At 35.7% G+C, this 12900-nt stretch carries 18 protein-coding genes and 1 pseudogene; 16 read left to right on the top strand and 3 right to left on the bottom strand.

What is annotated here, in order from left to right:
• The first annotated feature begins 160 nt into the window (after positions 1 to 160).
• The 3 genes from IQI_RS15050 (at position 161) to IQI_RS15040 (ending at position 3093) form a co-directional block, all read left to right on the top strand.
• Positions 161 to 541 carry a MerR family transcriptional regulator gene (locus IQI_RS15050; RefSeq protein ID WP_064093454.1) on the top strand — a complete coding sequence of 127 codons (381 nt, stop codon included), beginning with the start codon at positions 161 to 163 and terminating at the stop codon, positions 539 to 541.
• A 161-nt stretch (positions 542 to 702) separates the two neighbouring features.
• Entirely contained in the window at positions 703 to 2382 is a 1680-nt protein-coding gene (locus tag IQI_RS15045; RefSeq protein WP_064093453.1) for an acyl-CoA dehydrogenase family protein, read from the top strand.
• 207 nt (positions 2383 to 2589) lie between these two features.
• On the top strand, positions 2590 to 3093 hold the full coding sequence (locus IQI_RS15040) for a GNAT family N-acetyltransferase (RefSeq protein ID WP_064093452.1): 504 nt from the start codon (positions 2590 to 2592) through the stop codon (positions 3091 to 3093).
• 366 nt (positions 3094 to 3459) lie between these two features.
• Here IQI_RS15040 and IQI_RS15035 read toward each other — a convergent pair whose 3' ends face one another.
• Positions 3460 to 5076, bottom strand: a complete 1617-nt coding sequence (locus IQI_RS15035; protein WP_064093451.1) for a bifunctional metallophosphatase/5'-nucleotidase — start codon at positions 5074 to 5076, stop codon at positions 3460 to 3462.
• A 266-nt stretch (positions 5077 to 5342) separates the two neighbouring features.
• Between IQI_RS15035 and IQI_RS15030 the strand changes: the two genes are divergently transcribed.
• The 6 genes and pseudogenes from IQI_RS15030 to IQI_RS15015 all read left to right on the top strand — a co-directional run bounded on the left by IQI_RS15030 (position 5343) and on the right by IQI_RS15015 (position 7992).
• On the top strand, positions 5343 to 5891 hold the full coding sequence (locus tag IQI_RS15030) for a hypothetical protein (protein ID WP_064093450.1): 549 nt from the start codon (positions 5343 to 5345) through the stop codon (positions 5889 to 5891).
• Between the two features lie 204 nt (positions 5892 to 6095).
• Positions 6096 to 6500 carry an NUDIX hydrolase gene (locus IQI_RS15025; protein ID WP_064093449.1) on the top strand — a complete coding sequence of 135 codons (405 nt, stop codon included), beginning with the start codon at positions 6096 to 6098 and terminating at the stop codon, positions 6498 to 6500.
• A 35-nt stretch (positions 6501 to 6535) separates the two neighbouring features.
• Positions 6536 to 6690, top strand: a pseudogene (locus IQI_RS21080) (DUF1801 domain-containing protein); the annotation flags it as partial.
• Between the two features lie 11 nt (positions 6691 to 6701).
• Entirely contained in the window at positions 6702 to 7313 is a 612-nt protein-coding gene (locus IQI_RS15020) for an alpha/beta fold hydrolase (RefSeq protein ID WP_064093448.1), read from the top strand.
• 30 nt (positions 7314 to 7343) lie between these two features.
• Positions 7344 to 7517: a hypothetical protein gene (locus IQI_RS20695; RefSeq protein WP_156509927.1), complete on the top strand. Its 174-nt coding sequence runs from the start codon at positions 7344 to 7346 to the stop codon at positions 7515 to 7517.
• A gap of 121 nt (positions 7518 to 7638) precedes the next feature.
• A complete protein-coding gene (locus IQI_RS15015) occupies positions 7639 to 7992 on the top strand; it encodes a nuclear transport factor 2 family protein (protein ID WP_064093447.1) in 354 nt (117 codons plus the stop codon).
• A 51-nt stretch (positions 7993 to 8043) separates the two neighbouring features.
• Here the strand turns inward: IQI_RS15015 and safA are convergent, their stop codons facing one another.
• Complete coding sequence (gene safA, locus IQI_RS15010) at positions 8044 to 8676, bottom strand: SafA/ExsA family spore coat assembly protein (RefSeq protein WP_082892743.1); 633 nt, start codon at positions 8674 to 8676, stop codon at positions 8044 to 8046.
• 439 nt (positions 8677 to 9115) lie between these two features.
• Here safA and IQI_RS20690 point away from each other — a divergent pair, with 439 nt between their 5' ends.
• The 4 genes from IQI_RS20690 (at position 9116) to IQI_RS14995 (ending at position 10510) form a co-directional block, all read left to right on the top strand.
• A complete protein-coding gene (locus tag IQI_RS20690; RefSeq protein WP_156509926.1) occupies positions 9116 to 9274 on the top strand; it encodes a hypothetical protein in 159 nt (52 codons plus the stop codon).
• Between the two features lie 12 nt (positions 9275 to 9286).
• Positions 9287 to 9490 (top strand): hypothetical protein, encoded by a 204-nt coding sequence (locus IQI_RS15005; RefSeq protein ID WP_064093446.1) that lies wholly within the window; start codon positions 9287 to 9289, stop codon positions 9488 to 9490.
• 73 nt (positions 9491 to 9563) lie between these two features.
• A complete protein-coding gene (locus tag IQI_RS15000) occupies positions 9564 to 10304 on the top strand; it encodes an HAD family hydrolase (RefSeq protein ID WP_082892742.1) in 741 nt (246 codons plus the stop codon).
• Positions 10305 to 10306: 2 nt separating this feature from the next.
• Positions 10307 to 10510, top strand: a complete 204-nt coding sequence (locus IQI_RS14995; protein ID WP_064093444.1) for a hypothetical protein — start codon at positions 10307 to 10309, stop codon at positions 10508 to 10510.
• A gap of 73 nt (positions 10511 to 10583) precedes the next feature.
• On the opposite strand, the gene IQI_RS14990 is transcribed toward IQI_RS14995, so the two are convergent.
• Entirely contained in the window at positions 10584 to 10958 is a 375-nt protein-coding gene (locus tag IQI_RS14990) for a hypothetical protein (protein ID WP_064093443.1), read from the bottom strand.
• 237 nt (positions 10959 to 11195) lie between these two features.
• Between IQI_RS14990 and IQI_RS14985 the strand changes: the two genes are divergently transcribed.
• The 3 genes from IQI_RS14985 to IQI_RS14975 all read left to right on the top strand — a co-directional run bounded on the left by IQI_RS14985 (position 11196) and on the right by IQI_RS14975 (position 12874).
• Positions 11196 to 11387 (top strand): hypothetical protein, encoded by a 192-nt coding sequence (locus tag IQI_RS14985; protein ID WP_064093442.1) that lies wholly within the window; start codon positions 11196 to 11198, stop codon positions 11385 to 11387.
• Positions 11388 to 11457: 70 nt separating this feature from the next.
• On the top strand, positions 11458 to 12180 hold the full coding sequence (locus tag IQI_RS14980; protein WP_064093441.1) for an alpha/beta fold hydrolase: 723 nt from the start codon (positions 11458 to 11460) through the stop codon (positions 12178 to 12180).
• Entirely contained in the window at positions 12158 to 12874 is a 717-nt protein-coding gene (locus tag IQI_RS14975) for a nucleotidyltransferase domain-containing protein (RefSeq protein WP_064093440.1), read from the top strand. Before IQI_RS14980 ends, IQI_RS14975 begins: the two co-directional genes overlap by 23 nt.
• Positions 12875 to 12900: the final 26 nt, after the last annotated feature.

Here is a 12900-nt window from a genome sequence, read left to right as displayed (position 1 = left end):
ATATATCATTCTAAAATCCTTTTATAAGAAAAACATATACCCCCCAACTTCAAACTTATTCACCTCCAAAAGTTTTTTATTTTAAAAATGAATTGAACTTTACGTTAACGTAAATGTTAAAATAAAAATATCGAAATATTCTAATAACAGGATGATAAAAATGAACTTGACCATTACCCAACTTGCTCAATCGTTTAATGTTACCACAAGAACAATTCGTTACTATGAAGAGTTACATCTCCTTCATCCTGCAAGGACTGAATCGGGCAGAAGAGTATACACAAAGAAAGATATTACGAAGCTTAAATTAATTTTAAGAGGAAAAAGATTTGGATTTTCCCTGGACGAAATCAAAGAAATGGTACTTCTTTTTGATCAGGATCGCAGCGGGAGAAAGCAGTTGGAACGTACGATAGAATATGGAACGAAACGCATAGAGGAGGTGGGTACCTTTATCGAGGAGCTTCAAGAAATGAAAAAGGAAATGGAGAAACTCCGAAATGAATTTCAAGAAAAATTAAATGAGTTAGGGGAGAAGTAGCTGAATATTTTCTTAATACGAGAATAGATACAGTTCACGAGCCAGCGAATACTGAACATTTAAGATGAATACAAAAGTCTTCTTAAAAGACTTCCTTTTGACATACAAATGGAAAGTTGCTAATACAAGTACTTCGATAAAAAATCAAACGAGGTGACTTCATGAAAAATATTAATAATTTTTATTTAGAGGATCCTCATCTACAATCTTTAATGAAGATGTATTTGAAGGATGATTTCTTTTCTTGGGCAGAAGAAGAATTAACAGAATTTGGAGAAATGAGTGCTGGGGAAATTGATGAAAGAGCTGTCCATACTGATCGAGAAGGACAGCCTCGACTCATTAAATACAATCGGCACGGGGAAGAAATCTCTGAAATTTGGGTGAATGATGGCTATAAGAAAACAGTAGATCAAACTTACAAAAAAGGAATTGTTGGATATATTCATAAGGAGATTCCTGCTTTAGGTCATAAAGGGAATTATATGTATTCATTTGCACAAGGATATCTATTATCTCAAACTGAAGCTGGTTTTTACTGTCCAGTCACGCTGACTATGGCCACAGCCCTGCTATTGGAAAAATATGCATCTGACGAGGTGAAGGAACGGTTCTTACCTCATGTTCTTTCAACAGGAGAAGTTGATTTATATGAAGGAGCTACCTTTTTAACTGAAAGGCAAGGTGGGAGTGATGTAGGGGCGAATGATACCAAAGCAATTCCTACTGGTGACACCTACCAGCTTTTTGGAGAAAAATATTTCGCCTCAAATTCAGGTATGTGTGGGGTGACCATGGTACTGGCACGAATAGAAGGATCGGGTGAAGGTACTAAAGGTCTTAGTTTATTTGCAGTACCTTGGCGAAAGGATGATAATTCCCTTAACGGTATTCATATTCGTCGTCTTAAGGATAAGCTTGGTGTACGCGCTGTCCCTTCAGCGGAAGTGGAGTTTCAAGGAGCCACAGGCTATCTTGTCGGTCAACCGAATAAAGGAATCTATTACATGATGGAAGCACTGAATTTATCCAGGATATGCAATAGCGTCGCTTCGATTGGGATTATGAGAAGAGCTTATTTAGAAGCTCGAAATTATGCTTATCACCGTGAAGCATTTGGCCAGTCCCTTGCTAATTATTCAATGGTAAAGGAAACGCTGTCCCATCTAGCGGCAAAGCAGGAAGTTGAAACGAGCGCAATTTTTTATCTCGTCCATTTGTATGATCGTGTAATGTCTGAAGATTCACCTACCAATGAAAACGAAGCGGTTCTTACTCGATTGCTGATCGCAATATTGAAAAAAGAATCTGCTGAGCAAGCCATTCACTTCTGTCATGAAAGCATTGAAATGCATGGAGGAAATGGCTATATAGAAGACTTTGTCCTCCCACGTTTACTCCGTGATGCACAAGTGCTGACTGTTTGGGAAGGAACAGCAAATATTCTTGGTCTAGAAGTTCTCAGACTGATGGGTAAGCATAAAGCTCACGAGCTATTTATAGAAGAAATGAACAATGAGCTTCTTAATCTACCAGATTCTTTACTGAGTTTAGTCATTCCAATTAAGGATGGAATACGAACGTTACAACAATTAACTAGAAAAGTAGAAAATGCCGCACCTGACATACAAACCTTTCACGCAAAAAGAATTGCTGAACTCATGGCAAATATCTTTGAAAGCATCATTAGCTTAAAAGATGCTCATCTTCAAGGTGGAGACAGAAAGAGAATGTTGGCAGAAATCTTTATTGAAAAAACGTGGAGCGATGATTGGATTAATGATGAAATGAAAGCAGTCAAATATTTTGATGAGATAGTAGGAGAGAACGTATCTGTATAACCTCAGAAACCCCTATGCATATTCTAAGCATAAGGGTTTCTTGTATTACTTCTCACAACAACATGGGCAGTCGCATTCTTTTTTCGTTTTACACGAACAACGATTACAAGAACATTCCTTTCTAACCATTCTTTCACCTCCATCTAGCGCGTTTGCTACTATAATGGTAACCAATTCAGTTGTAAATATACTTTGGAGGGACGGACCTTGATTTCAATAAGAGAAGAACAACCAGAAGACTTCACTAAAATAAAGAAAGTAAACGACTTAGCTTTTAAGCAGAAGGCAGAATCCCTACTAATCACCAAAATCCGACAATCGGAAGCATATATACCGGAGCTTTCACTTGTTGCTGTCTTAAATAAAACTATAATTGTTGGCCACATTCTGTTTAGTCATATAACTATTGATTCTTATCCATCCATAGCCCTTGCGCCAGTGGCGGTGCTTCCTCAACATCAAGGAAGGGGGATTGGATCATTATTAATTCAACAGGGTATTAAAGTTGCAAAAGAACGTGGATTTACATCGGTTGTGGTATTGGGGCATGCTGATTATTATCCTAAATTTGGCTTTAAAAAGGCAAGTGATCACGGAATCAGTGCCCCATTTGAAGTATCAGACGAAGCTTTTATGGTTCTGGAGCTTGTTCCGAAAGCATTAAAAAATGTAAACGGTATTGTGAAATATTCAGAAGCATTTAATGGATAAATTAAAAGTTTGAAGGAATGCCCTTTATAAGGGCATTCCTTCTATGTATATGAATTTAAAGCAATGATGAATAGGCAGGTGGCTAACCAATTGGAAAGTTTGATTAATTGTGTATATTGCCTAAAATGGTATGGTTTATAACTTTTTTTAAAAAATCAGTGAGTGTTTTAAAATGTAAAATGAAGGGGAAATCGTCATTAATAAGAGTATAGGTGATCGTTTATTATCAACTTTCACATCTTTAGTATCAACTTCAATATTTCCGGACAGTTTTTTATCAACTTTATAGGAAAACAAATAAGTCATCCATTCTCGATTTAAATTGAAAAAAGAGCCTGATTTATGACTATAAAGTAGGAATCATTTTTATGTGAAAATTTGGGGTGTGCTCCAAATAAGATATAATTCCAAGCGAATTCGGTTCATTGAAGAAGGAGTAAGCACCCCATCTTGTTGATTGATATAGGAAATGAAAGCATCTAAGGCAAGGGGGCCAGATTCATGATCTGAACCTTCTTTGAAACTAGTAAACCCGTCCCCGCCTTGTGCCAAATACTCTGTTACTGCAACTGTATAAGTTTTTTCAAGAAGGATGGGATTTCCAAAAGAATCTGTCATACTAACAATTCTTTCTCCTACAGGTGCATTTTTATTCCAGGAATAGTGCAAGCCTGAAGTTTGAAGAACGGTTTTAAACTTTCCTTTCCATTGCTCCTCGAGAACATCTCTTATTTGTGCGCCTGTTAATGAAAGCTTCTCTAGATGAAAACCAAATGGTAGCATGGTGTATAATTCTCCCCAAGTAATTTTGCCGGGGTCAAGATCTGATCGAATACCTCCTGGGTTCATAAAAGCAAGGTCTGTCCCCATGGCTTTTCGGTGGGAATCTGCAACCGTGTTCCCAATTGTTCGCTCACCACTTTCCGTACGTTTCTTTGTAATTGGATCATTCGTATAACCTATAACTTTACTAAGCAGCTCCTGTTTTTCATTTTTGTAATGATTCACCATTTCTTTTATCTCTCTATCATGCTCTATCCCATCGTGAATAGTACGAACAATTTTTGCCTTTTTATCAACTATATCCATGGTTTTTGGATCTATGAGTAAGTCAACATCTGAAAATGCTGTGCCATAAGAGTAGGATTCTACAATAAGTTTTCCATCCACTACTGTATTAGCAAATGTGTGGTTATGACCTCCAAAAATAACGTCAACTTCATCATTTATTTCGGGTGCGAATTCCACAACCTCCTTTGCAGGTTTGCTTCCGTCCTTATGAGATGATGCAGAAACATGCGCCAGAACAACGATGGATTTTACTCCTTGCCTTTTTAATTCTTCAACTGCTTTATTAATCGCTTCCACTTCATTTATAAATTCTATATTTTTAATTCCACTAGGCAGGACAATATCACTTGTTTCGGTTGTAACGATTCCAATAAAACCTATGGGAATATCTTCTACTTTTTTAATTACATAAGGAGGTAAAAGGGGGTCCTTTGTTTCTTTATCAACAACATTTGCAGCGGTATAAGGAAAGGAGGCACCTTTAAAATTACCTGTTTTATCATGTTTTCCACCATACAATAAGCGCTTCATTTCGTCCACGCCTTCATCGAATTCATGATTTCCAACCGTTCCTACATCAAAACCTACCTTATTCATAAATTCTACAGTTGGCTCATCTTGCATAAGTGCTGATACAGGAGAGCTGGCGCCAACCATATCCCCAGAATGGACGAGTAAACTGTGTTCGTTATTTTTCCTATATTTCTTTAAATAAGCAGAAAGGTATTCAGCTCCACCTGTAATCTTTCCATCCACTGTTCGATACGTTTCTAGTTGTCCATGAAAATCATTAACACCTAAAAGCTGTACAGGAATGAACTGCTTGTTATCACTTGAATCCAAAGAAAAGGATGCGCCGATGAAGTAAATCGTCATAACAAAACCAAGTAATGTCAGTTTATTGCAAGACATTGAAAAACCTCCCTATGCTTTTATCCATTCCAACGTAGCATAGGAACTTTAAGACCTATTAGAGGGGAGGTTAGTTTTTTGTAAAGACAATTAGTAAATTGAAAATCGCAGGTAAATTCTATTATCAATTTTAATAAAAACATAGAGTAAGAGGTAGCATCTTATATTACAAATAATTCATTTTAATAACCATTTGTTTACAATTATCTATCAATAAGGTAAAATATGTATTTGTAAGATAATACCAATTTTAAGGGGGATATTGTATGAAAAAGTTATTGCCTTTTATGTTGTTGATGAGTTTATTCATGGCTGCTTGCAACAATGAAAAAAGCAACACTGAAAAAGAAGAAATGGACACAAACAAAGAAACAACTGAATCTACAGAAGTAGATGAAATGGCAGTGAATGGTGCTCTTCTTGATTTACAAATGAATGTGATTAAAACAGTAAATGAACATGACTCTGCCATATACGACTTTGAAAGTGCTAAGGCAAAAGAGGAAGACAAGCCTTCTGATGAAGAATTGGCTACCATGAAGAGTGATGCAGAATCAGCAGCTACGACAATTGCTGAAGATATCCGAACATTAGAAGTACCGGCTGAACTAGAATCCCAAAAAGAAGAAATTGAAGCTGGCTTAGAAGAACTGGCTAAATCCTATGAAACTAGAGCAGCTAATCTATCTGATGAAGCAAATGCAGAGTACAAAGAATCAGATGATTTATTCGCATCATTTGAAGAAAAAATGTCAAATATTTATGAGGCGACAGGCCTAACTTCTCCTAGTTTCTCAGCTGATATTGTAGATTAATAAATAATAAGTAAAGTAAACGGAGCTGCGAATGTGGCTCCATTTTTTACTGATCTTCTTTTTCCATAGGTGCTGTCATCGCCATTGATACCATCGATATTTGGAATCAAAAGGAGATTCGCTGGGATTTTATTCTTATGTTTACTCTAGGAAGTTTAGTAAGGTGATTTTTAAAAAGAAAAAGGGGAAAGGAGGCACTATCAAATGAAGGAATGGCTGGGGGCAGCTGCGGTTTGTTTGAACGAGCAAGATGAGATATTAGTAGTAAGAGGATATGATTCTCCAGGATGGGAGGTCCCTTCCGGTGGCATTGAGATTGGGGAAACACCAGAACAGTGCTGTGAAAGAGAAGTGAAGGAAGAAACGGGATATGATGTAAAGGTAGTAGACCATCTCCATACAAAAAAAACAAAGATCCAAGAAATTAAAGTCACTACATATTATTTTAAGACAGAAGTGAAAGGAGGAAGCTTAGGGATAAATGATCCTGACAAAACGATTGCTGAAGCTAAGTGGGTGTCAATCTCAGAATTTCTCACTTTAAAACATGCTTACCCCGAAGACACTCCATACATAGAAAAATGGATGAAAAAATTATATAGGAGTTAGGCAAGATTATCATTTGAGTTAGGGGAGGAACTCTTATGACCTACGAACTCAAAACCAAAGAAAACGAGCATAGTTCATAGAATTTATCGAGAGTGTTGAAAATCCCCCAAAAAGAGAGGTTGCATATAAGCTACTGGATATATTCACAGAAACAACAGGCTTACCTGGAAAGATGTGGGGACCAAGTATGAAGATTATGAAATGCCTAAGATAGCTTCTTGGCTATATCAAGTTATCAATAAACTTGAAGTTAAAGAATTCTATTTCTTATCACACTCATGGGGCAGTTTCGTTTCCTTATTTTTTATTAAAGACTATCCAGACAAAGTGAAAGGTACCATACTGATTGATGGGGGTTATCAAGGGAAGCGACATGGTGAACAATCAGTGGATGAGGAAGTAGCATATTATGAGAATGATTTCGAAGACTATGTTGAGACATGGGAACAATTTTTAGAACTTGTAAATAGTGAAACACTCAACTGGACTCCATTAAAGGAAATTGCTGCGAAAGATCTATCCTTACAAGTAAAGGATCGATATTATTGGCATGCGAGGGGTGAAACAGCAGGTCACATCATAAGGGCAATGCATAAAGATGAACCAGAAGATATTTATCCATTTCTACCAAAGAAAATCATCTTACTAGGTGCCACATTACCACATTCACGAGATACCAGTAGAAGAAAATTAGCTTCCCTTTTTGAAGAAAAAGCACAAGGCATTATAAAGTTTATTCCTGAAACAACCCATTTGCTTCATTGGGATAAACCTGAGGTAGTCATTAAGGAGATTCGACACCGCTGGAAATAAACACTAACTAGACAAAGTAAGGGGATTAATATGTTTTTTATATTAACTATGATTCATCTTTTGATATTACTTACTATCCTTGCTGTATTATTTCGAATTCTAAATGCTGTAAGAGATATACAGAATCGAATCAGCACCGTTATTGAAAAACCAAATCGTGTCAGACAAGCATATGAACAATATTTAAATGAAAAAAAGGAGTAGAATACACATTTTTTTATGTGAATTTTAGTTTATTAGACTTCAATCCGTTGGAAAATGACAGTGAACAAAAAGCTGGAAAGATGACAGATTATGTACTAATAAGATTGATAAGAGGGTATAGGTGAAAACAGTGAACCTAAGAAGAACCATTCATGACTTGGAATTGCAGTTATTAAATCCTGAAACAAGGTCAAACCCTAAAAAAATCAATACACTTTTAGCAGACGGTTTTTTTGAATTCGGTAGTTCCGGCAACATTTGGGTAAAGAAAGATACGATTAGTGAAGAAGGTCTATCTATTCGAAACATGACCATGTATGACTTTGATATCCGTTTATTGTCTGACGGAGTCGTTCTCGCTACTTATCGAGTTAGAGATGAAACAAGACATCTGAGTACACTTAGAAGCTCTATATGGAAATGGATCGATGAAAGATGGCAGATGTGCTTTCACCAAGGAACGATATCGAGATAAGAAAAAAGGAAGGATCAAGTTTATGATCATTCCTTTTTTCTTATCTCCATATTATTTTTTTGTGAACATTTGTGTCCAATAATGACCGTAAGACCCACCTTTAACATATCCCACTCCTATTTCAGTAAAGGTGTTGGACATGATGTTTTTACGATGACCTTCACTATTCATCCATGCTTTCACTACTTCAGCTGGAGTTTTCTGTCCTGCAGCAATGTTTTCACCTGCTGCTCTGTAGGATATTCCGAAATCTTTGATCATTTGGAAAGGAGAACCATAGGTCGGAGAGGTGTGACTAAAGTAGTTCTTCGCTGCCATATCCTCAGATTTGTATCGAGCTACCCTTGAAAGCTCCCAATTTTCTTTTAAAGGGGATAACCCAGTTTTTGCTCTTTCTTGATTAACCAATTTAACCACTTCGTATGTATAAGATTGAGCAGTTATATCGCCATCAGGAATAGAGATTGTTTGAAACGGATAAATCATATTGGGATTGCTGAGCTGAGGATTAGCGTTTATTAGCTCAGAAACACCAACTTGATACTTTACTGCAATTTTCCACATCGTATCTCCATAGGTCACAACGTGAGAAGAAGCTGCTGAAGCCAAAGAAGATGAATGGATCCCAAAAACTAGAGTGACAGTTAAAATAATGGATGACGTTAAAAGTTTAGTTGTTTTCATAAATCTATTAAATAATAATTCTGTAATTTCTTAAACAGGTAGTTGTTGCCATGTAGGCGTTAAGACCGGTTTAGAAGGAACTAGTAATTATTACTAGAAGAGGATTATTCAATATAAGGAATTTATACCATAATATGGTTTATATTTAGTATACTAAATTTATCTAAGGAATCCTTGGAAATTTTTACACGTGTTTTTTTTCAAGTGAAGTAAAATCGATTTGTGCCAAAATACAATCTAACTAAATGAAACCTAATATGTGTGGTGTTCGTAAACTTTGTCATTAAATAAAACTGTGCCTGATCTTACATGACTGAAAAGGAATTCGTACATATCTCAGCTACCATACTATCTCATCAGACATTAAAATGCTTCAGTTTGAAGCACATCAAAACAACTAATTAAAATAACACCAACAGAAGAGTTTGGGGAATACTCCATGGTGATTTACTATGATGATGCAAACGAAGATACTCATAGAGTAACAGGGATTGATCATTTTAATAAAGGCTATCAAGTAGAATCAATCATTACTTTACAAGAAGTAGATGAAGATGGAAATCTAAACATAGATATAGAAGAAAATTCCAATTATTAAGGGAGGACCAATATGAACTGGTTAAATTGGAACGATTTTTTAGCACCTTCTAATCCTTACGCTGCCATACTACTTGGCGTAATCGGTACTCTTATTGTGGCAGCAACCATTTGGGTTGAAACAAAAGAAAGAAGAACCCTGTGGGTAGCGATTATTTCTGGAACGCTCACTACCTTAATTGGAGTAGGGGTATTAAATCTTATTGGATTTTATTAAGAAATCAGACAGTTTTACACCAAAAGCACTTTGTATTGCAGCTACCTTGGTGGTACTTTTTATTTGAAAAAACATAAGTATTAAGAATAAAGGGGGGATCATTATACTTCAAACGTATGATCTACTATTATTTGACTTAGATGATACTTTATTTCCACATTCATTGAGCTATGAAAAAGGAATTAAGAATACATTACTGAAATTCAATTGTTTAGAAGACATTGCCCCTCATACATTTTACCAAATGTTTTTACATTACAATCATTTGCTTTGGCCATTATTTTCAACAAATAAGCTGACCTTCCAAGAATTTTCGTTAATACGCATGGAAAACACCCTTGACTCTTTTTCTATATCAGTAAAAAAAGAAGAAGCAAAGAACATGGTAGAAGCTTTTCAACATGAATATCTTATGAGTATCGAAAAAAATGAGGAAATAATAAAGTGGTTAATAGAAATGAGTCGGGAGCACAAAATGGGCATTGTTACGAATGGGACCAGCTTTAATGCTCATAAGAAAGTGGAACGTTTAGGATTATCTAAACTCTTTCCTAACGATAGTGTAGTGATTTCAGAAGAGGTTGGTTTTTCAAAGCCTAATAATGAAATCTTCTACCATGCTCTTGATCAATTTCAAGCCACTTCAGAGAAAACATTGTTTGTAGGAGACAATTATTATACAGACATTCTAGGTGCGGCGTCTGCTGATCTTCATACTGCATGGGTAAACCCAAACGAACTGGAGCCTCCGAAGGAATACAAACCAAATTACACTGTAATAAGTGTAACCGATTTAAAATATAAGGAGGTATGAAAGTGAAAGAAAATTTAATCCTTGCTCTCATTGCATCCATATTTTCTTTGATTGGGCAGCTTCTTTTCTTTATTGGGGTTTCAATTTATACAAATGAGTGGAGATATCTACAGTGGAGTTTTATGGTAAGTATGGCAGTTGGAGTACCTTCACTTATACTAACCTTAAAAAGGATGAAAGAAACGAAAAGAAAAAAAAGCGTATAGTAATATGCAAAAGGACAGGAATGAAAAACGCAAGAGGTTGATATGTATACTCTCTTGCGTCCTTAATTATTGATCAATCAGTATCTAGCTTTTCTTGGAATGTTGTCATTTTTTTCATAGTGTCTTCCACCAGGCTTTTTAATTGTTCTATGCCGGGTTCAGCTTTTTTTGCTTCTGCTATTAAAGGATAGAGACTTTCTTCTATGCTTACATATTCTTCAGGGTACTTTTCCTCCACCATATCTTCAATTTTATCCCATTGTTCTTCAACCACTGTACCTTGATCATTTATTTTCTTTGTGTCACTTGATTCATTCTTAAGAATTGATTTTAACTCTTCAATAGAGCTTTTTGAACTTTCTATTCCTTCTTTCAAACTAATTGGATTATTTTCAGCTAAAGTAGGTTCAGCGTCTTCTAGTGAAAGAGTTCCACTTGGTTCATTCATATTTTTTGTTTGCTCTCGATTTACTCCACAAGCTGTTACCAAGAAAATTGCTATAAAGATAGTCGTCCATTTCAGATTGTTTTTAATGGTAATCCCTCCTTTGTTAATAGTAGAAATTATCTCCTTATTTTGAGAGATGCAAACACTTGAAGTTAATGTCTTATTTCTTTGAATATATTTATTAATCTGAAATCTATAGTGGTATGATACGAAAATAAAACAGGAGAGAGGGTAAGCATGAAATTATATACAGATATAACTTATAAAGATAGAGCAGCTAAGTTAGTTATGCTAATGATCATTTTTTTATTAATGATATTAATCTTAAACTATCCAGTATGGATATATGGAACATCCATGATCATGATGGCTACAAGCATAACGTATAACATTTTCATGTGGAAACAAGGGCGTGAGTATAATAGATAATGATTTATTCCAAAATATTCTATATTTATATGGTAAACTACTATTAACCTAAATATACGGAGGTCAATGGATGGACACACTTTATGTATTACACGGATTTATGGGCACGGCAAAGACGCACTTTTCAAATCAAATCTCTTTTTTAAAAGAGTCTTATCACATTGTCGCCCTAGACCTACCTGGCCATGGAGAATCAGATTATGGAGCTGCCGAAGATTATGTGGAAGAAACAATCAACTGGTTAATAGGTCACTTGAAGGAAACTGGATCAGGTTACTTATTAGGGTTGTCTCTTGGAGCATCCATTGCCATACATACAGCAATAAGAGAACCAAGTTTAGTAAATGGGATAATTTTAACGGGATACACACCTTTTGTACCTAAACAAATGAAAAGTCTATTAGAAAATCAGTACAACTATTTTCTTAATATAGAAAACAATGATAAAGAAATTGCTGCACATTTCAAGGATTTACATGGTGAAAGGTGGAGGGATACAATTCAAAAGGTACTTCATTGCATGACCTATCAATATCCGGAAGTGACTGGAGATCAAATGAGTGAACTGATGGTTCCAACACTCCTATTAAATGGCTCTAATGAACTTCATGAAGTAGAGGGAAGTGCTTGGATGAAAAAGCAAAAGGGAGATCTCCATCTAGGATTAATTCCAAATACAGGGCACACACCAAATATAGATAAGCCTCATATTTTCAATGAGTTACTGAAAGATTTTTTTAAGGGATTGGAAGAAAGAAAAGGAGAATGTCATGGAACGGAAAGCAGCATTTGAGACAGCAAATAGTTTTGTACAAACCTATTTTCCAACAAGCCAAGCAGCTATACTAGGGGGAAGCGTTGTAAGGGGAGAAGCTACTGCTACATCTGATTTGGACATTATTATTCTTAATGAGGAACTGAACAGTGCCTACCGAGAATCCATGTATTTTGAAAAATGGCCCATTGAGGTTTTCGTACACAATCAATCAACAATAAAAGACTTCTTTGAAATCGATTGCAAAAGAGCCCGTCCATCTCTACCTCGCCTTGTCTCAGAAGGAGTCATCATCAAAGACAATCACCACATCATTCCCTCATTGAAATCAGAAGCCACCAAACTTTTGAGGGACGGACCTCCAATTTGGGACGACAAAACTACTCAAATGAAGAGGTATTTTCTTACGGATCTATTGGATGATTTCATTGGTTCTAACATTAGAGCTGAAAGCATTTTTATCGCAGGAGCACTAGGTGAAGCGATTCATGAATTTGTGTTACGAACAAACGGTCAATGGATTGGAGCTTCTAAATGGATCGTTCGAGCATTAAAGCAATTTGATGAAAAGTTTACACAAGAATTTGTACAAGCTTTTGATGAATTTTATTCTCATGGAGATAAAAAATTTATCATTGAATTAACTGATAGAGTACTTGAACAGCATGGTGGCCGGTATTTTGCTGGATTTTCAATGGGGAAGGAAATATAATCTTTTAGAACATTAACAGGAGTGAA

It is taken from the genome of Rossellomorea aquimaris TF-12, from assembly GCF_001648555.1.
Taxonomy (GTDB): Bacteria; Bacillota; Bacilli; order Bacillales; family Bacillaceae_B; genus Rossellomorea; species Rossellomorea aquimaris.
Note: the sequence above shows the minus strand (reverse complement) of the source record. Positions and strands in the feature narration are given on the sequence as shown.